This window comes from Aliirhizobium smilacinae (genome assembly GCF_006335145.1).
GTDB classification, from domain to species: domain Bacteria; phylum Pseudomonadota; class Alphaproteobacteria; order Rhizobiales; family Rhizobiaceae; genus Neorhizobium; species Neorhizobium smilacinae.
The window spans coordinates 1,303,788-1,324,569 of the sequence record NZ_VDMN01000001.1; the positions used below are offsets into that span (position 1 = coordinate 1,303,788).

The window sequence follows — 20,782 nt, forward strand, 5'->3', positions numbered from 1 at the left end:
TTTACCGCCTCAACACCAGATCATGCACGAACTGCAGCTTCGTCGTTACCGCCGGTGTGAGGATGAACGGGTAGAGATCCGGCACGCCCATCGAGCGGTGGACACTGTTGAGTGCGAGACTGAACGGGATCCAGGCGGAGACGAGCTGTTCGGCATCGTGTGCAGAATAGGGATTGAAGTCGATCTCGGTCGATAGTTCCTCATGCCGGCGCGGCTCGACCGACATGCCGTAGGAGCGTGCCGTTTCCAGCGTATCGACGATATGGATGTAATGGGCGAAGGTCTCGGCGAAATCCTCCCAGGGGTGGGAGCTTGCATAGGTCGAGATGAAGAAATCCTGCCAGTTCGGCGGCGGGCCCTGTTCGTAATTGCGCTTCAGCGCCTCGCCGTAATCTAACGTTTCATCGCCGAATACGGCACGGAACTCATCAAGCCGCCCGCCATCCCTCACCATCTTGTCCCAGATGTAATGCCCGGTTTCATGGCGAAAATGGCCGAGCAGGGTGCGATAAGGCTCGTTCATCGAGACGCGGATCTGTTCGCGGGTGACGTCATCCGCCTCGGCGGCACGGATGGCGATCAGGCCGTTTTCGTGGCCGGTCATGGCCGCCTTGAGCGTGCCATCCGGCTGCATTTCGTCGACAAGGAAATCGAAGACGAGACCGCCAGCCGGGTCCTCGTCGCGATTGATCCGCGGCAGGTTCCATTTCAGCAGGGAATAAAAGAGGTGGCGCTGGGCCTGGCTGATCCGTCGCCATTGCGTCAGGCCTTCCTCGGCGGAAGCATCCGGCACCAGCCGGTTATGACGGCAGGCGGGGCAGAAGGGGTTAGGATCGTCGGCAAGAACCGTCCAGTTGCAGATATCCATTCCGGCATTGGCGCAGAGCCGAACTTTGTGTTCCGGCCTGGCGACGAGAGACCAGATTTCCTCTCCATCCACCGGCTGAAGCGCGTGCATGGCGAGGGTCGCCGGCACGAAGGCCAGTCGATACCCGCAGTTCATGCAATCCCTGTTGTCGAAGTGAATGGGTTGTCCGCAATGATCGCAATCGTAAAGGCGCATGGGCTGATCCGCGTGGAAGAGGGGAAACATAGAGAAAACCTGCTCCGGCTTGGCCGAAACAGGTTTTTCATAAAATGACTGGAGATCATTCTTCGGACCTTGAAAGATCCGGTATTTCCGGGGTGTGGTTAGGCCCCAGTATTAGAGTCGATCAACGAAATCCTTGCCGGCTTCCTTGATCTTGCCCTTGGCCTGCTGTGCATCGCCCTTTGCTTCCTGGGCAGTACCCTTGGCCTTGAGCTTCGGGTTATCGGTAAGGTCGCCCGCGGCCTGCTTGAGCTTGCCCGCAACTTCGTTACCCTTGCCTGCAACCTTATCGCTAGTGCTACCCATCCTAGGTCTCCTTTATCTTTTCCGGCGCTGCGTGCGCCTTGCGATAATAGAACTCCGGGAGGTGGATATCGTTCCACCGAATTGTTCAGGCGTGCCCGGCTTCGGTGGACAGCATTTCCGGGCTGACGCCCATGATGGCGAGCGCGCGCTCGTATTTGGTATCGACATTCGGGTCGAAGATGATGTCGTCCTGCGGGGTGCAGTTCAGCCAGCCGTTATTGCTGATTTCCGCTTCGAGCTGTCCCGGTCCCCATCCGGCATAACCTAGCAGCAGCGTGGCCCGCTTGGGACCTTTTCCTTCAGCGATCGCCCTCAGAATGTCGAGCGTGGCGGTCAACGAGATATCATCGCTGACAGGGATGGAGGATTCGCTCGAAAAATCATCGGAATGCAGGACAAAGCCCCTGCCAGTCTCCACCGGCCCCCCGTAGAGAACCGGGAAATAACGCGCCTGCTCGGAAAGGAACCCGGTGTGTGGCTCTTCAATAAGCTTCAGGTGTTCGAGCACGTCTGGAAAGGAGAGGTCCTGCTGCCTGTTTAGGATAAAACCCATGGCACCAGCTGGCGAATGGGCGCAGATATAAACGACACTGCGAGCGAAATTTCCGTCCTGTACGCCGGGCATGGCGATGAGGAACTGGCCGTCGAGGAACCCGCGTTCACTCTTGTCTTTCAGTGCCGAAATTCCCATCAAGCCTCCCGTCTGCCGTTAAAGCGCCGTGTGGCGACGGCTGCATCAGGCAGCCCTTCAGGGCAACATGGGGCAGTCGACGATATCATTCAACCGAAAATGATCGGTTTTCATCAGACGTGGCTGGCGAGCGATCAAGGGCTGGGTTAAATCCGTTGGCATGATCTCGACAGCCTTCATCATCCGCCGCCTTTGCCTTGCAGCCCTGCTCGCCCCGGCCTCCGTCGTTTTACCGGCCTCCGTGATGGCCGAAACGACAGACTGGGTCAGCAATGAAGGCGGGCGCATGCGGATAGTCGCGCTGGCACCCGATGCACGGGGCAGCGTGCGTGGTGCTTTGCAGATCGAGCCGAAGGCCGGCTGGATCACCTACTGGAAAGAGCCGGGTGATGCCGGCATACCGCCGCATATCGCCTTTGCCGATACGGCAGGCGTCAGCCTGCAGCGCATGTCCTATCCGGCGCCACGCCGTTTCGACAACGGCCCGATCCGCGACATCGGCTATGATGGCCCGGTGACATTTCCGTTCGAATTGAAGATCGAGGATGTCAACAAACCAGCAGCCCTGACGGCATCCGCCTTTGTCGGTCTGTGCCGCAATATATGCATTCCCTTCCAGGCCGATTTCAGCCTGTCGCTCAAGACGGATGCCGGCACATCCTTTGCCGAGGCGATGATTATCAACGACGCGGAAGCCAAATTGCCGGAGCATCCTTCCGACGATTTTGCCGTAACGCATTACGCAATCTCCTCCGACGGCGACACATTGCGTCTGCGGTTGCAGCTTCCGAAGGATGCGCCGAAGAAACCGCAAGTGATCGTCACCGGACCGGAAGGACATGTGCTGTTCAGCGATGCCAAGGGCGAGCGCACCGACGACAGCTACTCCCTGGAGATACCGGTCGGCAAGCTGCCGAAAGACTACGACATGAGCGGCAAACGCTGGGGCATCCTCGTACTTGCCGGCAAGCGCGCGATGGAAACGTCCCTCGCCTTCGAATAGGCAATGATCCCGTCGCTTACCGGCTCCGCGAAACCGCTTCAGAGGCCTCAAGCCCGATCGGATCTCCTTGTCTTGTGATTTGCCAACCCTATAGTGCCGCCAGACGATTGCGTGGGCAATCGAGATGGCTGGAGAAACAAGATGACGATTGCAGTTGGCGAAAAGCTTCCAGAGGCGAAGTTCAAGGAAAAGACGGCGGACGGCGCGGTGGAATTGACCACGGCTGACCTTTTTGCCGGCAAGAAGGTCGTGCTGTTTGCCGTACCCGGCGCATTCACGCCCACCTGCACGCTCAACCACCTGCCCGGCTACCTCGAAAATCGCGATGCCATTCTTGCGCGCGGCGTCGATGATATCGCTGTCGTCGCCGTCAACGACTGGCATGTGATGGGCGCATGGGCGCAGCAAACCAACGCGCTCGGCAAGATCCATTTCCTCGCAGACTTCGACGCCTCCTTCACCAAGGCGCTGGGGCTCGAGGCAGATCTTTCCGGCGGCGGGCTCGGCCTGCGTTCGAAGCGTTATTCCATGCTGGTGGAAGACGGCGTGGTGAAATCGCTCAACGTCGAGGAAAGCCCCGGCCAGGCCACCGTTTCGGGTGCAGCCGCGATGCTTGAACAGCTCTGATTTTCACCGCGACTATGTGTGAAACGACAGAGGGCGCCAACCGGCGCCCTTTTTACTTGCTCCCGAACCTATGACGCTAAAGCGCGTCGCGATCTTTTAGATTCGCTTGCCGCGCTTTAGCTCCTTGTTTCTTTGCATGTCTTTATCCCGAAACCGGAACCACTTTCGGGAGACATGCTTTAGGCGGCCAGATCGTAGACGATCAGGCCGGACAATCCGCCATCGGCGGAGGCGACGATGCGTTCGGCGACGGCGAGATGATCCGGCGCAGCGAGATAGGTGTCACGTGCTTCCGGGCTTTCGAATGTCACGATGAAACCATCGAGAAAACCACCGCTCAAACCTTCGGACGACACGTTCGGGCCGAATTTCACATCGATGATGCCCGACAGCTTATCCTTGAGAGCTGCAATCGCCGCGTAGATTTCCTGTTTTTCGGCGTCCTGTACCGACGACTTGAAGCGCAGAAAAACACAGTGAAGGATCATGCGTAGTCTCCCGTTATCGTGCCCTGTTTTTGCCGCGTTCACCATAGGCGGTCATTCCGCAATGGCAAGCTGCACCTGATGCGGCCCAGCGACACCGGTAAATTCTGTTTGATGCGAAATCCCGATGGCCTGGCGACTGTCGCGTCACCGAAAGCGATTTACTTCACCAACAGCGACCGGCCGAGAGTAGGTTTCTTGAAAGGCGCCATGCCGAGGCGGGCGAGTTCATCAGCGCGTTCATTCTCCGGATGGCCCGCGTGGCCCTTGACCCAGTGCCATTTGACCTGATGACGCTGGTTGGCGGCATCGAGCTGCTGCCACAACTCGCCATTCTTGACCGGTTTCTTGTCAGCGGTCTTCCAGCCGTTCTTCTTCCAGCCAAAAATCCATTTCGAGATGCCGTCCATGACGTATTTGCTGTCAGTGTGGAGGTTGACCTCGCAGGGGCTTTTCAACGCGTTCAGCGCCGAGATCGCAGCCATCAGCTCCATACGGTTGTTGGTGGTTTCCGCCTCGCCGCCATTCAATTCCTTGGTGGTTTCGCCATAACGCAGGATCGCGCCCCATCCACCGGGGCCGGGATTGCCGGAACACGCACCGTCCGTGAAGATATCGACTTGTTTCATGATGCCACCTCGATGGCCGGCGCATATTCGGCGACGGAGGAAATATGGCGGTGGAAACGCAGCTTCCTCAGATATTCGAGCGGGTCTTTCTTGACCACCAGAGCACCTTCCGGCGTGGTTAGCCAGTCATAGAGACGGGTGAGGAAGAACCGCAAAGCCGAACCGCGCGAGAGAACCGGCAGCGCATCGCGCTCTTCAGCGGAAAGCGGACGGACGGAGCAATAACCTTCCAGCAGTGCTGAACCCTTGGTGACGTTGTAGGAGCCATCCTTTTCGAAACACCAGGCATTGAGGCAGATCGAGACGTCGTAGGCGAGTAGATCGTTGCAGGCGAAATAGAAGTCGATCAGGCCGGAAAGCCCGTCACCCAAGAAGAAGACATTGTCCTGGAACAGGTCAGCATGAATGACGCCTGCCGGCAGGTTTTTAGGCCAATGCGCTTCGAGGAAAGCCAATTCGGCGGTGATTTCCTGCTCGAGGCCGGTCTCGACCTCATCTGCACGTTCGGCCGACTTTTCCCACAGGACCTTCCAGCCTTCGAGCGACAGTGCGTTCGGTCGCTTTATCTCGAAACCTTCGCCGGCAATATGCATTCCGGCCAGCGCCTTGCCCACCTCCCGGCAATGCTTTGCCTCGGGTTTTCTCAGCCACATGCCTTCGAGGAAGGAAATCAGCGCTGCGGGACGGTCGGAGAGTTCGCCCAGCAACTCGCCATCCCAGCGCGGCAAAGGCAGCGGGCAGGACAGGCCGCGTTCCGATAGGTGCTGCATCAGGCCGAGGAAAAACGGCAGATCGGACTTTTCCACGCGCTTTTCATAGAGCGTCAGGATCAGCGGGTCCTTCGTCGTATGGAGCAGGAAATTGGTGTTCTCGACGCCTTCGGCGATGCCCTTATACGAGGTCAGCTCACCGACGTCATATTGCGCCAGAAAATGCTTGAGGTCGGTTTCGGTGATGTCGGTATAAACGGCCAAGGCGGTCTCACAGTCGATCAGGGGGCAGAATCAACTGCCGGAAATATTGGCTTACCTATCGCGCTGTTTACGTGGTTGCGGCAAGCGGCCGATCGCCATTTACCCAGGCCATATCCTCCACCGTCAGCGGCACGGAGCGGAGCTCGCGGTTGACGAGGAAGTTTTCCGTCTCTTCAGCGGTGATCGCCAGTTCGATCTCGGCGACAAAACGCTCTTTGAATGCGGCGATAATCTCGTCGACGATGACTTCAGGCGCCGAGGCGCCGGCCGACAGACCGAGCGTACGGATCGGGCCGATTTCGTCCCAGTTCAGCTCGGAAGCGCGCTGGACGAGCAGGGAGCGCTTGGCCCCTGCCCTCAACGCCACTTCGACAAGGCGTTTGGAATTGGAGGAATTCGGCGCGCCGACGACGAGGAAGAGATCGCAGCCGGGGGCGGCTTCCTTGACCGCTTCCTGACGATTGGTTGTGGCGTAGCAGATACTGTCGGCCGCCGGTGCCATCAGGTTGGGGAAACGTTCCTGCAGCTTGGCGATCACGCCTGCCGTGTCATCCACCGACAACGTCGTCTGGGTGACGAAGCCGAGATTGTCGGGATCTTCCGGCATATAGGCTTCCGCATCGGCGATCGTATCGACCAGCGAGACCGTGCCGGGCGGCAACTGGCCCATCGTGCCTATGACTTCCGGGTGGCCGGCATGGCCGATCAGGACGACATGGCGGCCGAGGCGCTGGTGACGCATCGCCTGCTTGTGGACCTTGGAGACGAGCGGGCATGTGGCATCGAGATAGAAGAGATTGCGGGCCTGCGCGTCTTCCGGCACCGATTTCGGCACGCCATGGGCGGAAAAGACGACCGGCTGCTGACGGTGTTCGGCCGGGATCTCGTCGAGCTCCTCGACGAAGACGGCGCCCTTGGCTTCCAGTCCCTCGACCACATACCGGTTATGAACGATCTCATGGCGGACATAGACCGGTGCGCCATAGGATTTCAGGGCCAGCACGACGATCTGGATCGCCCGATCGACGCCGGCGCAAAAACCGCGCGGACCGCAAAGCCTGATCGTGAGAGCCGGTTTGGTGACCTGGATATTCATTCCGCGTCCGCTATTGGTGAATGTCTGAGGCCTCATATAGGCGAGGCAAATGAGGCACGCCAACAGAAAATGTCGTTACTGGCCTGCCGCGCCGGATGCCGCAGCCGGCTTGCGGCTTCGCCACCACATGCCGAAGACCACTGCAAGCAGTGCCGCGGCCAGCCCGTACCAGGTCATGGCATATTGAAGATGACTGTTCGGCAGGTCGAATTGCGTCACGCCGCCCTTCGGCCATCCACCGGGATTTTGCACCGTGCCATCGGCATCGACGAAGAACGGAATGACCTTGGACAGCCCGGCGCTTGCGGCCATGGCATCGAGGTCCTTCCAGTAGAAGATGTTTTTCGCCAGATCATTGTCCGGCACGAGCGATGACGGTTTTCCGACAAGTTTGGCGCGCGCGTAACCAGTGATCGTCTGTTCGCCTGCCACCTCGCCGGCCGCCCGCGTCGCCGGCTCCTTCATCTCGTAGGGTACGAAGCCGCGATTGACGAGGATGATGCGGGCATCGGACAGCGTCAGTGGCGTATAGACGTAAAAGCCGGTCCGCCCTTCGAAGGTGGCGAAGAAATGCCGTTCACTGGCATGATCGAACGTGCCGGACAGCGAGACGCGGCGATATTCGATATCTTCGCCGGCTGCTGCTCGATGTTCGATTTCGGAAAGCGACACCGGCTCCGCCGCGCGCCGCTCGGCGATATCGGCGAGAAGGCCTTCTTTCCAATGGAGGCGTTCGACCTGCCATGTGCCGAGGGTCAGCAGGATGGCGAGGGAAACGAGGACCAGGATGGCTGCGAGAATGGTGCGGGGTCGGCGATCTCCGACTGCCCGCCTAGCTGGCGTATCGAGCACGTTCAAACGAGCTCGATACGCAGGTTACGTCCAACGGCGGCAGCGGCGCGTCGTAAGGTCAGAAGAGTCACGGACGGATTGTTGGGATCAAGCAATCTATCCAATTGCTGCCGGCTGGACTGCATCCGTTGCGCCATCGCCGTTTTCGTCAACCCTTCCTTTTCCATTGCCGCACGCAGTTGATCCGCAATCACCTGCTTGAGCGCAATGGCCTCCGTTTCTTCCAGCAAGCCATCCGCTTCGAGGAAATCGTCAAACGTTTCCGAATGATCGATATAACCTTTGGCTTCCTTGCTCATTCCAAGTCTCTCTTTCTCGCCAAAGCCAGATTTATCTCGTGCGTTGGCGTCTTCTGCGTCTTTTTCTCGAACCCGTGGAGCAGGATCATCTCTCCGTCGTGAATAAAGAAGATGACCCTCGCTATTCGGCCACCATTCAGGGAGCTTCGCACCTCCCAAAGTCCATGCCCCAGCGATCGGCAATAGGGCATGCCGAGCGGCCAGCCGAACTTAACACGTTGGATATCGATGCCTATTTGCTTTCGGTCTTCACGAGAGAGAGCCATTAGCCAATCACGCGCCGGTTTGCGCCCGCCGCCAGTCGCATAAAACTTACCGACTATTATTTTTAGGCGGCTCGATCATCGCAGCAATATGTACCAAAATTGATACGTTTCCGCAAGCTAAAAAGGCGGCCTCCCACCGCCTTTCAATGTGTTCTAGGCCCAACTCTCACAAATGCGCCAGCGGTGCGCCCCAGCCGCCCCAGATGTAGATGGAGAAAAACAGGAACAGCCAGACCACGTCGACGAAGTGCCAATACCAGGCCGCCGCCTCGAAGCCGAAATGGCGTTCCGGGGTAAAGCCGCCGTTGATTGCTCGGATCAGGCAGACGATCAGGAATATTGTGCCGATGAGGACGTGGAAACCGTGGAAGCCGGTGGCCATGAAGAAGGTGGCACCGTAGATCGAATTGGAAAATTCGAAGGGTGCGTGGGCGTATTCATAGGCCTGCACCGCCGAGAACAGGATGCCGAGCGCCACTGTCAGGCCCAGGCCGGTGACCAGCCCCTTGCGGTCGTTGTGCAGAAGCGCGTGATGCGCCCAGGTCACGCAGGTGCCGGACAGGAGCAGGATGATGGTGTTGTAGAGCGGCAGATGCCATGGGTCGAGAACCTCGATGCCCTTGGGTGGCCATTGCCCGCCGAGCGCTTCGACGCGGGCGGCCTGGATCGCTTCGTTGGGATAGAGGCTCGCATCGAAAAAGGCCCAGAACCAGGCGACGAAGAACATCACCTCCGAGGCGATGAACATGATCATGCCATAGCGCAAATGCAGCGACACGACCCGCGTGTGATGGCCTTCATCACCTTCCTTGATCGTGTCCGACCACCAGCCGATCATCACGTAGAGGATGATCGCGAGACCGATGAAGAACACCCAGGGGGTGGCCCAGTTGAGGCCGAACATGTGGAATTCGGCACCCTTGAGGTAGCGCATGTAGCCGACGCCGCCGAAGGTGATGACGAAAGCGCCGATCGCGGCCAGAAGCGGCCAGGGGCTCGGGTCGATGATGTGGTAGTCGTGATGTTTCTGATGCGCGTCTGCCATGTCAGAATCCCCGATAAATGCCTCTCACCACCTCGGAGCCAACCCCGAAGCGTTCCTCTCAAAGCTTGCCGTCTGCCTCTTGCCCATTCTTCTTCACCGCGGCGACCGGCTTTGACGGCTCGCTCGGATAGAAGGAATAGGAAAGAGTAAGCGTCCTCAAATTCTTCGTCTCTTCCGCCTTCACGATCTCCGGATCGATATAGAAGATGACGGGCATAGAAACGGATTGACCGGGCTGCAGCGTCTGTTCGGTGAAGCAGAAACACTGGACCTTATTGAAATAGGCGCCGGCTTCCATCGGCGTGACGTTGAACACGGCGGTGCCTGTTGTTGCGACCGGCGAGCGGTTGGTCGCGGTGAACTCGACCTGCACGGTTTCGCCGATCTTCGGCTGCACCGGCTTGGCCGCCCTGAAATCCCAGTTCAGACCGCTCGAAATATTGGCGTCGAAGGTGATCTGCATGCTGCGGTCGAGCACGGTCGTCGAATATTGTTCGACCCGCTGGGTGGTGCCGTTGTAGCCGGTGACCTGGCAGAAGAGGCGGTAAAGCGGAACGGATGCATAGGCAGCGCCGACCATGCAGGTGACGAAAACGGCGCAGCCGGCAAAGATCGAGGCGTTGCTGACGCGCTTCGTCTGACCGTTTTGAATTCCGCCTCCCATGTCGCTCCTCCCTTAGCTCCGTGGTGCCGTCTGTTCTGGCCTAGTTCCAGAACCCGCCGACCTTGACGAGCGTGATGATGTAAAACAGGACGCAAAGCCCCGCGAGAACGAGGCCGAGCGCCACATTTCGGTTTCGCCGCGATTTCTTCTGTGTCTCGCTGAGCTTGACGGTGTCGATCACAGAAGTCCTCCGAGGAACTGGCCGAGACCGGCCGCCACATGATCGAACAGAAGCGCGGAGAAAACCGCGAAAAGGTAGAAGATCGAATAGAAGAACAGCTTCTTCGCCGGCAGCATCTTCTCGTCGTCCTCGCGCATGCGAAGCACAAGGATGGAATAGTAGATGAAGATGGCGCTGAGAATGCCGGCAAAGATGCCGTAGCCGATGCTGGCGAGACCGGTGAAGGTCGGCGCGACGGCGACGGCGGCCATCAGGAACGAATAGATGACCATCTGGATCTTGGTCGAACGCTGGCCGGCGACATTCGGCATCATCGGAATGCCGACGGAGCCGTAATCGCGCATCTTGAACAGAGCCAGCGCCCAGAAATGCGGCGGGGTCCACATGAAGGTGATCATGAACAGGATGACGCTGTCGAGCGACACGCCGCCGGTGACACAAGCCCAGCCGAGCATGGGCGGGAAAGCGCCGGCGGCACCGCCGATGACGATATTCTGCGGCGTCGAGCGTTTCAGCCACATCGTATAGACGACGGCATAAAAGAAGATGGTGAAGGCGAGCAGGCCGGCGGCGAACCAGTTGACCGCAAGGCCGAGGATGACGACGGAAAAGGCCGACAGGGTCAGGCCGAAGGCAAGCGCTTCGCGTGGCTGGATGCGGCCGGCCGGGATCGGACGCTTGGCGGTGCGGGTCATCACCGCATCGATATCGGCGTCATACCACATGTTGAGCGCGCCGGAGGCACCGGCACCGACGGCGATACAGAGGATCGAGATGATCGCCAGAACCGGATTGAGATGACCGGGCGCCAGAACGAGGCCGGCAAAGGCGGTGAAGACCACCAGCGACATGACCCGCGGCTTCAACAGCGCAAAATAATCGCGCGCATCCGCCTCGGAGAGGAGTTTTGTCTCCTCGCTGCCAATAACGTGGGTGGAATCGATGACGGTCATTTCAAATCAAATCCTGACGACATGCCGGGCGCCTCCCCGACACCCGGTTCTTAAAATTCTTACTTGATGCGGGGAAGCTGTTCCCACTGGTGATAGGGCGGAGGCGATGACAACTGCCATTCCAGCGTGGTCGCACCCTCGCCCCAGGGGTTATCACCGGCAACCCGCTTCTTGGCGAAGGCTTCCCATACGCCGAAGAGGAATATGAGTACACCCACAAATGAGATGTAGGATCCGACCGAGGACACGTAGTTCCAGCCGGCAAAGGCATCCGGGTAATCGATATAGCGGCGCGGCATGCCGGCCAAGCCCAGGAAGTGCTGCGGGAAGAACACCAGGTTGACGCCGATGAACATGACCCAGAAATGCAGCTTGCCGATGGTTTCGTTATACATGTAGCCGAACATTTTCGGGAACCAGTAATACCAGGCGGCGAAGATGGCAAAGACCGCGCCGAGTGACAGAACGTAGTGGAAGTGGGCCACGACATAATAGGTATCGTGCAGCGAGCGGTCGAGACCGGCATTGGCCAGCTGCACGCCGGTGACACCGCCGACGGTGAAAAGGAAGATGAATCCGATCGCCCACATCATCGGAGTCGCGAAGGTGATCGAACCGCCCCACATGGTGGCGATCCAGGAGAAGATCTTGATGCCGGTCGGCACCGCGATCACCATTGTGGCGAAAACGAAATAACGCTGTGCGTCCAGCGACAGGCCGACCGTATACATGTGGTGGGCCCAGACGACGAAACCGACGGCGCCGATCGCCACCATCGCATAGGCCATGCCGAGATAACCGAAGACCGGCTTTTTCGAGAAGGTCGAGACGATGTGGCTGACGATGCCAAAACCGGGCAGGATCAGGATGTAGACTTCCGGGTGACCGAAGAACCAGAACAGATGCTGGTAAAGGATCGGGTCGCCGCCGCCTTCCGGCGAAAAGAATGTCGTGCCGAAATTGCGGTCGGTCAGCGCCATGGTGATTGCACCGGCCAGAACCGGCAGCGACAGAAGCAGAAGGAAAGCCGTCACCAGCACCGACCAGGCAAACAGCGGCATCTTGTGCAGCGTCATGCCCGGAGCGCGCATGTTCAAAATGGTGGTGATGAAGTTGATCGCGCCGAGGATGGACGAAGCACCGGCGACGTGCAGCGAGAAGATCGCCAGATCGACGGCAGGTCCCGGATGGCCCGTGGTCGACAGCGGCGGATACATGGTCCAGCCGCCGCCTGCGCCATAGGCGCCGGCCGGGCCTTCGACGAACATCGAGAGCACCAGAAGCAGGAAGGCCGGGACGATCAGCCAGAAGGAAATGTTGTTCAGTCGCGGGAAGGCCATGTCCGGTGCGCCGATCATGATCGGCACCATCCAGTTGGCAAAGCCGCCGATCATCGCCGGCATGACCATGAAGAAGATCATGATCAGCGCGTGGGCGGTGGTGAACACATTGAACATGTGCTTGCCGCCATCGATCGCGGCATCACCCTCGAAACCGTAGACGATCGAGGCAAGGCCATGGAAAATCTGGATACCCGGTTCCTGCAGCTCCATGCGCATGGCAACCGACAGAAGGCCGCCGATGATGCCCGCCATGATCGCGAAGATCAGGTAGAGCGTGCCGATATCCTTGTGATTGGTGGAAAACAGCCAGCGGGCTGCAAAGCCCGGCTTGTGGTGATGTTCGCCGTGGGCATGCGCGTCTTCGTGAGCGGCGCGATGGGAATGGTCGTCGTGATGAGTCGTTTCAGCCATTGATCTCGCCTCCCCTTACTTGACGTCGTTTGCAGCGACATCGACGCCGGCTGCTTTTTTATTGTCCGCGGATGCGAGGAGCGCCTTGTAGGCTCCCGGCAGATCATTGGCGGCGGCGGAGAGCCAGGCTGTGTATTTTTCGTCCGAGACGACGCGGATGGCGATCGGCATATAGGCGTGGTCCTTGCCACAAAGCTCGGAACACTGTCCGTAATAAAGGCCCTCGCGCTCGGCGCGGAACCAGGTTTCGTTCAAACGGCCCGGAACGGCATCGATCTTGACGCCGAAGGCCGGCATGGCGAAGGCGTGGATGACATCCGTCGGCGCTGCGGTGACGAGCAATCGCACCGTCTTGCCGATCGGGATGATCATCTCGTTATCGACGGCGAGAAGGCGCGGATAAACACCTAAGTCGGTCTTGCCGGCTGCGGCGCGATCCGGCTCCTTCAAGAGAAAGCTGTCGAAAGCGACCGGGGTTTCGCCGGATCCTTCATATTCGTAATTCCACTGCCACTGGGTGGCGGTGGCCTTTACCGTCATATCCGTCTCGGGAATTTCGAGCTGGGCGTTCAAAAGATTGAAGGACGGGATGGCCAGCGCGAACAGAATCAGCACGGGCGCTACCGTCCAGACGATCTCGATCACCGTGTTATGGCTGGTGCGCGATGCTGTCGGGTTCTTGTCGGCGCGGAATTTGACCGCCACGATGATCAACAGCGCGAGCACGAACAGCGTGACCGGAACGATGAACCAGAGCGTGTAGTGCTCGAACCATTTAATCTGATGCATGATTTCGGTTGCCGGCGCCTGAAGATCAAGCTGCCAGGCATGCGGTTGGTCCGCATGCGCAACCGAAGCGCTTACCAGCCCCGCAAGCGGGGCAGTGATAAGACAGATGATCGCCATCATCATCGCATAAGCCCTGTTCACCACAAACTTTCTCCCCACGCATGTGATTCAGATCAAATCTTACGCAGTCTCCAAGCTATAGGCTTGGTTCAACCATAGTTTGCTTATATCCGCAACGCCTTGCGACAAATGCCCCTGCGGCATTTTGCGCATTGAAGGCATGCGACAGCCTGTGGTTGAATTCCCTCCGTAACAGACCACACCTCCCTCCACAGAGTCGCAGCCTAAATTGAGGATAAGCTCTTTCGGCTGACAAATTCCACCATATTTTGAAGGCGGCACCAACCTTGTGACTTGAACAGGGTCCTACTTTCGCCGTACTCCGCTGAAAACTCCGCAAGGCTTTCCAATTCGCGTCCCGAGCGACAAGAATGGCCGCATTGATTCGAACCAGAGGTTTCCATGGCTCGTCCCTCCCTCATCGGCGCAAGCCTTATTGCCCTCATCACGCTGGGCTCCGTCTCCGCCGCATTGGCGCAGCCGGCACAAACGCCGCCGGCGACGGGTGCAGCACCGAAAGGGCCGGCACCGAGCATGCAGGCTCCGGCGCCAACGCCAGCCCCGACTCCCGGCCCTTCGCCATCGGGACAGCAACCCGGCAACGTCAAGGAAAGCCATGGCGCATGGTCTGTCATCTGTGATCGACCCGCAGGCGCTTCTGCCGAGCAATGCGCGCTGATGCAGAACGTCATTGCCGAAGACCGGCCGGAAGTCGGCCTCTCGGTCGTCGTGCTGAAGACCGCCGACCGCAAGGCCCGCATCCTGCGTATCCTGGCGCCGCTCGGCGTATTGTTGAAAGACGGCATGGAGCTCTATGTCGACAACAACAATATCGGCCGCGCCTATTTCACCCGCTGCTTCTCCGAGGGCTGCTATGTGGAAGTGGAGATCGACGAGGAACTGATGCGCATCCTGCGCGCCGGCAAGAACGCCGTCTTCGCCCTGCGCGAATCCTCCGATCAGGACCGTGTCGGCATTCCTGTCGAACTCAACGGTTTTGGCCCCGGCTACGACGCCCTTCCTTAAAGCGTGAGCGGCGCAAGGCCCGACAGCGCTTGCGCCTGCCTGCTGAGGGACCTACATCGGTTTTCAGATATTTCGGCTTGGGCGCAAGTGATTGCCCCTCACCCTAACTCTCTCCCCGCTAGCGGGGAGAGGAGACGAGCCTCTATTTTGGCCGAACGGGTGCCCGCATAGGTCCTTCGTCTCGCTTACGGGGAGAAGGTGCCGGCAGGCGGATGAGGGGCGGATGCTTGCGCATACGCCAAAGGCCAGCGGAGCATGAAACAATGAACACCGATCTCTTGAGCCTGTTCGACAGCGACGAAGCGAAGCTGCGGGCAATCGTGGCGAAAGCGCTTGCCGGCGCCGATGACGGCGAACTTTTCGTCGAACATGCCCAGGCGGAGTCGCTGACTTTCGACAATGGCCGCCTGAAGGGCGGGTCGTTCAACACTGACCAGGGTTTTGGCCTGCGCGCGGTAGCCGGTGAAGCTGTCGGTTATGCCCATGCGGGCGACCTGAGCGCTGCTGCGCTGGAACGTGCTTCGGATGCCGTTCGGGCCGTAACTGCCGGTCACTCCGGCTCCTATGCGGCCGCTCCGCAGCGGACCAACAAGAAATATTACGGCGACGAGAACCCGATCGGACAGCCGAGCTTCGAGGCCAAAGCGAAGCTGCTTGCCGATATCGACGCCTATCTGCGCAACAAGGACGACAAGGTTCGCCAGGTCACCGCGACGATTTCCGCCAGCTGGCAGGTGGTTGATATTTTACGCGCCGACGGGCACCGGGTACAGGACATCCGTCCGATGACCCGCATCAACATTTCAGTCGTCGTGGGAAGCGGCGACCGACAGGAGAGCGGTTCGTTCGGTACCGGCGGCCGTATCGGCTTCGGTGATTTCGTCGCCGAGGGCAACTGGCAGACGGGTGCGGACGAGGCACTGCGTCAGGCGCTGGTCAATCTCGAAGCGATTGAAGCGCCGGCCGGCACGATGGATGTGGTGCTGTCTTCCGGCTGGCCGGGCGTGATGCTGCACGAAGCTGTCGGTCATGGGCTGGAAGGCGATTTCAACCGCAAGAAAACCTCGGCCTTTGCCGGGTTGCTCGGCGAGATGGTCGCCTCTCCGGGTGTCACCGTCGTCGACGACGGCACGATCGACAACCGTCGCGGCTCGATCACCATCGACGACGAAGGCACGCCTTCGGCCTATAACGTGCTGATCGAGAACGGAAAACTCGTCGGCTACATGCAGGACCGGCAGAATGCCCGGCTGATGGGCATGAAACCGACCGGCAACGGCCGCCGGCAGGGCTATTCTTCGGTGCCGATGCCACGGATGACCAACACATACATGCTCGGCGGCGATAAAACCCCGGAAGAGATAATCGCTTCCGTCAAAAAGGGCGTCTATGCCGTTTCCTTCGGCGGTGGTCAGGTGGATATCACCTCGGGCAAATTCGTCTTCGGCTGCACCGAGGCCTATCTCATCGAAAACGGCAAGGTCGGGCCGGCGATCAAGGGGGCGATGCTGATCGGCAACGGGCCGGATGCGATGAAACGCGTCTCCATGGTTGGTAACGACATGAAGCTGGATACCGGTATCGGCAATTGCGGCAAGGCCGGGCAATGGGTTCCGGTCGGCGTCGGCCAGCCGCATCTGAGGATGGATCAGGTCACCGTCGGCGGCACGAAGGCGTAAAGAGCCATGAGCGACATCGTCATCCGCGCCTTCCGCCCCGGCGACGAACAGGGCGTGATCGGCGTCATCCTGCCGATCCAGCGTGAGGAGTTCGGCGTGGCGATCACTGCCGCCGACCAGCCGGATCTCGCTGCTATTCCGGATTTTTACCAGTCGGGCAAGGGTGGGTTCTGGGTCGCGGTGAAGGACAGACATGTCGTCGGCACGATCGGGCTGAAGGATATCGGCGGTGACGAGGCGGCCTTGCGCAAGATGTTCGTTGCAGCCGAGGTTCGCGGCAAGGAGTTCGGCGTAGCTGCCAGATTGCTGGATACGCTGATGGCGCATGCTTCAAATGCCGGGCTGAAGGCGATCATTCTCGGCACGACCGACAAGTTTTTGGCCGCCCACCGCTTCTACGAGAAGAACGGGTTTGTCGAGATTGCCGCGGAAGACCTGCCTGCTAGCTTTCCACGCATGGCAGTGGATACGAAGTTCTATCTACGGACGATTTGACGGAGCAGACGGTGGGAAATGCTCTCGTTCCTGAATTTGCCGTTTCCGATTGGTTGAAAAGCCGACGATTTTACTGCGACCTGATCGGCTTCTCCGTCCGTTACGAAAGACCGGAAGAAGGTTTCTGTTATCTCGAACTCGGCGACGCGGAGCTGATGATCGACCAGATCGGGATAGGCCGCACCTTCAGCATCGACGGCGCACCCCTGGAAAAGCCGTTCGGGCGCGGTCTCAACCTGCAGATCCGGGTGACTGATGTCGCCGCCATTCTTTGCCGTCTTGCCGAGGCAGGTATCGATCCATATCTGCCATTGGAGGAAAAGTGGTACCGACGCGATAATCACGAAGTCGGTAACCGTCAATTCGTCGTAACTGATCCCGATGGTTATCTGTTGCGGCTGTTCGAGGACCTGGGAGAAAGGCCAATGCCCCATTCAACCGTTTCTGCCGATCAGTAACAATCATGGCGGGTGACACATTTACCCTGCAATATATCTCACCGGAAACAGATTGCTCCGTGCACGAGCTGCGCTTTCGTGCTGATCCCCAGCTCGTTACTAAAGCCCTCGCAATAGACACGGCCGTGCTGGCGACACAAATAGTCTATCTCGACGCAGATGATTTGGGCGCTCTTTCGAAGGTCACTGGCCTGTCCCTGCCCGAATGGGCGGGTGAGGTCATATTGAGGCGGCCTCACCGGATCGATGAAACCCCTATCTCGTCCATACCAATTTCGAATTGCCGCTGATGCTGGATGGTCGCAAGCCATTGACCATTCACAGTGGAGAAAGAGGTTTTGATCCGTTTGAAACTGGGCGCAGCTGTTTCAGACCCCATGTCGAGAATGGCAGGATCATCGAGCGCATTACTTCCGTTCAAGGTGGCGGCAGGAGTTTCCTGACCCTCTATTATGCCTTGCCGGGCCAGGAATGGCGGTTTGACGCTTATGACGAGCTGATGAACGGACCTCGCCCTTGGACCGAGGCAATGGAGCGACGACTGGGTATGCTGCTCGGTTATACCGACGAGGAATGCGATTGGTGGATCGCCAATGGCTTCAGGCATACATCTCCGATCGCCACTTCTTGACAGGTGAGATGAAACCACCACAGGTGGGCGGCTGATCCTCTTCCTGCAGCACGCCACATCATGACATCCCCCGATCCGATCTCCGCTTTTTTAACCGCATGGCTTCCAGGCCATTCGATCGGCGAACCTGCCTTCGTCCTGCTCGCCGCCGTTATCGCAGGGCTTGCACGCGGGTTTTCCGGGTTCGGCGGGGCGTTGATCTTCATACCGCTCGCCGGCGCAGCGACGAGCCCGCAGATGGCTTCGGGACTGCTGCTCGTGATCGATTGGGTGATGACACTCGGCATGCTGCCGCAGGGATGGCGCAGGGCGAACCGTCGCGACGTCTTCACCATGCTGGCCGGCGCCATTATCGGCGTTCCGGCTGGCGCGGCAATGCTTTCGCTCATGCCGTCGGTGACACTACGCTGGATCATTTCCGCTGTCGTCGTCTGCCTGCTGGTCTTCCTGATCTCGGGCTGGCGTTATCATGGTCGGCCGAAAACCTGGCTGACTGTCGGCGTCGGCGCAATTGCCGGGCTTTTCGGCGGCGCGGCGCAGATGTCCGGCCCGCCGATCGTCGCCTATTGGCTCGGCGGCGCGATCGAACGCAAAACCGTGCGCGCCAATCTCATCCTCTATTTCGCGCTGGCGAGCGTGCTGTCGGCCACATCCTACATCATCGGAGGAATCCTGACGCTCGACGTTCTGCTGATCGCGCTGATTGCCGGGCCGGCTTACGGCATCGGACTTTTCTTCGGATCGCGGATGTTCGGGATCGCCAGCGAGACGACGTTCAGGCGCATCTGCTTCGTGCTGATCGGGGCTGCCGCGATCATCGGACTTCCCTTGCTCGACGGGTTGCGCCCCTGAGATCGCTTGTCATTCAGCAAGACTTAACCGGTGCGGGACTAGCTTTCCCTATCCGGGGCAAGGACGAATCCGCAGAAAGATGAAGGACAGGGCAAAAGCGATCTGGCGTCGCAACGTCAAACGCTGGCTGATCGGCGCCGGGCTGGAAGCTTCGGCGCTCGCCACGGGTGCCGGCCTGATGAAGGCCGCACGCGGTTCGGGCGTCATCTTCACGCTGCATCATGTCAGGCCGGAAGCGCCTTCGATCATCGGCCCCAACCGGCATCTCGAAGTGACGCCGGAATTTCTCGATCTCGCCATCCGGCAATTGAAGAAACTTGGCTACGATTTCGTGCGCCTGTCGGACGTGCCGGCGCGGCTTAAAACTCCGTCAGGAAAGCCGTTCGCAGCCTTCACCCTCGATGACGGATACCGCAACAATGCGGAGCATGCGCTACCCGTCTTTGCCCGGCACGGGGTGCCCTTCACCGTTTTCATCGCGCAGGGGCTGGCAGAACATCGACAACCGCTCTGGTGGGAGATCATCGGCCGGCTGCTGCGCGAGCAGGACCGTGTCACTTTCGATTTCGGCCAAGGCCTGGAGACGGTCGATCTCAAGACACCGGTACAGCAGCTCGATACGTTCTTCCGTTTTGCCAGCTATGTCTGGGCGCGAGAGGAAACAGCGGCCGTCGCAGATCTTTGCGCTCTGGCGGAAAGATACGGTATCGATCCGCTTGCCATGACCCGCGAACTGCTCATGGGACCTGAGGAGCTCAAGGACTTCGCAGCCCATCCGCTCGTGTCGCTCGGCGCCCATACCGTGACGCATCGCAAGCTTTGCCGATTGACCGCAGAGGAAGCGACCAGGGAAATGCGCCAGTCGGCCGACTGGCTGGCCGATCTCACCGGCACGCGACCGACTGCAATCGCTTATCCTTACGGAAGCCGCGACGCCGTGGGGCCGCGGGAATTCCAGACGGCCCGCGATCTCGGTTTTGTGATCGGTCTCACGACACAACCTGGAATGCTGACCGAGGGCGATCTTTCACGACCGACCGCCCTGCCGCGCGTGTCGCTGAACGGCTATTATCAAAAGCCGCGTTACGTCACCGCGCTCGCCTCCGGCATTCCCTTCGCGCTGAAGCGCTAGAGATTTTGTTTTACCCAATTCCAGCAAAACCGGTTCCCGCTTTTGCTGGAATTGCTCACGGGTACATCCGCACCTTATTCCAATTACCCGCCGGGTCATCGCGGCGGAACTCGACGCGGTCATGCAGGCGGAATTGGCGGTCGTGCCAGAATTCGATCGATGTCGGACGGATGCGGAAGCCCGACCAGTAGGACGGCCGCGGGATTTCACCGATGGCATAACGCGCGGCGTATTCGGCGACCGATTTCTCCAGCGCAAAACGTCCTTCAAGCGGACGCGACTGTTTCGAAGCCCATGCGCCGATGCGGCTGCCACGCGGGCGGGACGCATAATAGGTATCGGCCTCGGCATCGGCGACGACCTCGACCGGACCGCGGATGCGCACCTGACGGCGGAGCGATTTCCAGTGGAAACACATGGCCGCCTTCTTCTGGCCAAGGATTTCCTGCCCCTTCTGGCTTTCGAAATTTGTGTAGAAGACGAAACCCTGCTCATCGAAGCCTTTCAACAGCACCATTCGCACGTTAGGCAGGCCATTCTCATCAACCGTTGCAACCGCAACGGCGTTCGGATCGTTAGGCTCGGAGCCCTCCGCATCCTTCAACCAACGGGCGAAAAGAGCGAATGGTTCAGATTCTTCGGTGAAGTCACCGGTTGTTAACTCACTTCCAGACATATTGACTTA

The 20,782-nt window shown here is 59.3% G+C and carries 26 protein-coding genes; 9 read left to right on the plus strand and 17 right to left on the minus strand.

Annotated features, from left to right (window positions below; genetic code table 11):
• Position 1 precedes the first annotated feature (1 nt).
• The 3 genes from FHP24_RS06415 to FHP24_RS06425 form a co-directional block, all read right to left on the minus strand.
• On the minus strand, positions 2–1,063 hold the full coding sequence (locus FHP24_RS06415) for a zinc-binding metallopeptidase family protein (protein ID WP_139674467.1): 1,062 nt from the start codon (positions 1,061–1,063) through the stop codon (positions 2–4).
• A 141-nt stretch (positions 1,064–1,204) separates the two neighbouring features.
• Positions 1,205–1,396, minus strand: a complete 192-nt coding sequence (locus tag FHP24_RS06420) for a CsbD family protein (RefSeq protein WP_139674470.1) — start codon at positions 1,394–1,396, stop codon at positions 1,205–1,207.
• An 85-nt stretch (positions 1,397–1,481) separates the two neighbouring features.
• A complete protein-coding gene (locus tag FHP24_RS06425; protein ID WP_139674473.1) occupies positions 1,482–2,087 on the minus strand; it encodes a YqgE/AlgH family protein in 606 nt (201 codons plus the stop codon).
• Positions 2,088–2,247: 160 nt separating this feature from the next.
• Between FHP24_RS06425 and FHP24_RS06430 the strand changes: the two genes are divergently transcribed.
• On the plus strand, positions 2,248–3,090 hold the full coding sequence (locus tag FHP24_RS06430) for a protein-disulfide reductase DsbD domain-containing protein (RefSeq protein WP_139674476.1): 843 nt from the start codon (positions 2,248–2,250) through the stop codon (positions 3,088–3,090).
• Positions 3,091–3,231: 141 nt separating this feature from the next.
• Positions 3,232–3,717, plus strand: coding sequence for a peroxiredoxin (locus FHP24_RS06435; RefSeq protein WP_139674479.1), 486 nt, complete (start codon positions 3,232–3,234; stop codon positions 3,715–3,717).
• A gap of 179 nt (positions 3,718–3,896) precedes the next feature.
• On the opposite strand, the gene FHP24_RS06440 is transcribed toward FHP24_RS06435, so the two are convergent.
• The 13 genes from FHP24_RS06440 to coxB all read right to left on the minus strand — a co-directional run bounded on the left by FHP24_RS06440 (position 3,897) and on the right by coxB (position 13,848).
• Positions 3,897–4,205 (minus strand): Dabb family protein, encoded by a 309-nt coding sequence (locus FHP24_RS06440; protein ID WP_139674482.1) that lies wholly within the window; start codon positions 4,203–4,205, stop codon positions 3,897–3,899.
• A 158-nt stretch (positions 4,206–4,363) separates the two neighbouring features.
• A complete protein-coding gene (gene rnhA, locus FHP24_RS06445) occupies positions 4,364–4,831 on the minus strand; it encodes a ribonuclease HI (RefSeq protein ID WP_139674486.1) in 468 nt (155 codons plus the stop codon).
• Positions 4,828–5,805 (minus strand): homoserine kinase, encoded by a 978-nt coding sequence (locus tag FHP24_RS06450; protein ID WP_139674489.1) that lies wholly within the window; start codon positions 5,803–5,805, stop codon positions 4,828–4,830. The genes rnhA and FHP24_RS06450 overlap by 4 nt, the downstream gene beginning before the upstream one ends.
• Before the next feature lie 67 nt (positions 5,806–5,872).
• Positions 5,873–6,901, minus strand: coding sequence for a 4-hydroxy-3-methylbut-2-enyl diphosphate reductase (gene ispH, locus FHP24_RS06455; RefSeq protein WP_139674492.1), 1,029 nt, complete (start codon positions 6,899–6,901; stop codon positions 5,873–5,875).
• A 75-nt stretch (positions 6,902–6,976) separates the two neighbouring features.
• Positions 6,977–7,759: an SURF1 family protein gene (locus FHP24_RS06460; RefSeq protein WP_394344597.1), complete on the minus strand. Its 783-nt coding sequence runs from the start codon at positions 7,757–7,759 to the stop codon at positions 6,977–6,979.
• Complete coding sequence (locus FHP24_RS06465; protein WP_139674495.1) at positions 7,756–8,052, minus strand: helix-turn-helix domain-containing protein; 297 nt, start codon at positions 8,050–8,052, stop codon at positions 7,756–7,758. The genes FHP24_RS06460 and FHP24_RS06465 overlap by 4 nt, the downstream gene beginning before the upstream one ends.
• Positions 8,049–8,318 (minus strand): type II toxin-antitoxin system RelE/ParE family toxin, encoded by a 270-nt coding sequence (locus tag FHP24_RS06470; protein WP_139674498.1) that lies wholly within the window; start codon positions 8,316–8,318, stop codon positions 8,049–8,051. The genes FHP24_RS06465 and FHP24_RS06470 overlap by 4 nt, the downstream gene beginning before the upstream one ends.
• A 166-nt stretch (positions 8,319–8,484) precedes the next feature.
• Positions 8,485–9,363, minus strand: a complete 879-nt coding sequence (locus tag FHP24_RS06475; protein WP_139674501.1) for a cytochrome c oxidase subunit 3 — start codon at positions 9,361–9,363, stop codon at positions 8,485–8,487.
• A gap of 58 nt (positions 9,364–9,421) precedes the next feature.
• Positions 9,422–10,027 carry a cytochrome c oxidase assembly protein gene (locus tag FHP24_RS06480; RefSeq protein ID WP_139674504.1) on the minus strand — a complete coding sequence of 202 codons (606 nt, stop codon included), beginning with the start codon at positions 10,025–10,027 and terminating at the stop codon, positions 9,422–9,424.
• 40 nt (positions 10,028–10,067) lie between these two features.
• Positions 10,068–10,208, minus strand: coding sequence for a hypothetical protein (locus FHP24_RS06485; RefSeq protein ID WP_162706676.1), 141 nt, complete (start codon positions 10,206–10,208; stop codon positions 10,068–10,070).
• A complete protein-coding gene (gene cyoE / locus FHP24_RS06490; protein WP_139674507.1) occupies positions 10,205–11,161 on the minus strand; it encodes a heme o synthase in 957 nt (318 codons plus the stop codon). The genes FHP24_RS06485 and cyoE overlap by 4 nt, the downstream gene beginning before the upstream one ends.
• A gap of 59 nt (positions 11,162–11,220) precedes the next feature.
• Positions 11,221–12,915: a cytochrome c oxidase subunit I gene (ctaD, locus tag FHP24_RS06495; protein ID WP_139674510.1), complete on the minus strand. Its 1,695-nt coding sequence runs from the start codon at positions 12,913–12,915 to the stop codon at positions 11,221–11,223.
• Positions 12,916–12,930: 15 nt separating this feature from the next.
• Positions 12,931–13,848: a cytochrome c oxidase subunit II gene (gene coxB, locus FHP24_RS06500; RefSeq protein WP_139674513.1), complete on the minus strand. Its 918-nt coding sequence runs from the start codon at positions 13,846–13,848 to the stop codon at positions 12,931–12,933.
• 510 nt (positions 13,849–14,358) lie between these two features.
• On the opposite strand from coxB, the gene FHP24_RS06505 reads away from it, so the two are divergent.
• The 7 genes from FHP24_RS06505 to FHP24_RS06535 all read left to right on the plus strand — a co-directional run bounded on the left by FHP24_RS06505 (position 14,359) and on the right by FHP24_RS06535 (position 20,097).
• The gene (locus FHP24_RS06505; protein ID WP_139676165.1) at positions 14,359–14,850 is read left to right on the plus strand and encodes an invasion associated locus B family protein; all 492 of its coding nucleotides are present in this window, start codon (positions 14,359–14,361) and stop codon (positions 14,848–14,850) included.
• Between the two features lie 263 nt (positions 14,851–15,113).
• Positions 15,114–16,529, plus strand: a complete 1,416-nt coding sequence (gene tldD / locus FHP24_RS06510) for a metalloprotease TldD (RefSeq protein WP_139674515.1) — start codon at positions 15,114–15,116, stop codon at positions 16,527–16,529.
• A 6-nt stretch (positions 16,530–16,535) separates the two neighbouring features.
• Positions 16,536–17,024: a GNAT family N-acetyltransferase gene (locus FHP24_RS06515; RefSeq protein ID WP_139674518.1), complete on the plus strand. Its 489-nt coding sequence runs from the start codon at positions 16,536–16,538 to the stop codon at positions 17,022–17,024.
• A gap of 11 nt (positions 17,025–17,035) precedes the next feature.
• Positions 17,036–17,482, plus strand: coding sequence for a bleomycin resistance protein (locus tag FHP24_RS06520; RefSeq protein WP_139674522.1), 447 nt, complete (start codon positions 17,036–17,038; stop codon positions 17,480–17,482).
• Between the two features lie 289 nt (positions 17,483–17,771).
• The gene (locus FHP24_RS06525; RefSeq protein WP_139674525.1) at positions 17,772–18,113 is read left to right on the plus strand and encodes a hypothetical protein; all 342 of its coding nucleotides are present in this window, start codon (positions 17,772–17,774) and stop codon (positions 18,111–18,113) included.
• A gap of 60 nt (positions 18,114–18,173) precedes the next feature.
• Positions 18,174–18,965: a sulfite exporter TauE/SafE family protein gene (locus FHP24_RS06530; protein ID WP_139674528.1), complete on the plus strand. Its 792-nt coding sequence runs from the start codon at positions 18,174–18,176 to the stop codon at positions 18,963–18,965.
• Between the two features lie 79 nt (positions 18,966–19,044).
• On the plus strand, positions 19,045–20,097 hold the full coding sequence (locus FHP24_RS06535) for a polysaccharide deacetylase family protein (protein WP_139674531.1): 1,053 nt from the start codon (positions 19,045–19,047) through the stop codon (positions 20,095–20,097).
• A 55-nt stretch (positions 20,098–20,152) separates the two neighbouring features.
• On the opposite strand, the gene pdxH is transcribed toward FHP24_RS06535, so the two are convergent.
• Complete coding sequence (pdxH, locus tag FHP24_RS06540; protein WP_139674534.1) at positions 20,153–20,773, minus strand: pyridoxamine 5'-phosphate oxidase; 621 nt, start codon at positions 20,771–20,773, stop codon at positions 20,153–20,155.
• Between the last annotated feature and the right edge of the window lie 9 nt (positions 20,774–20,782).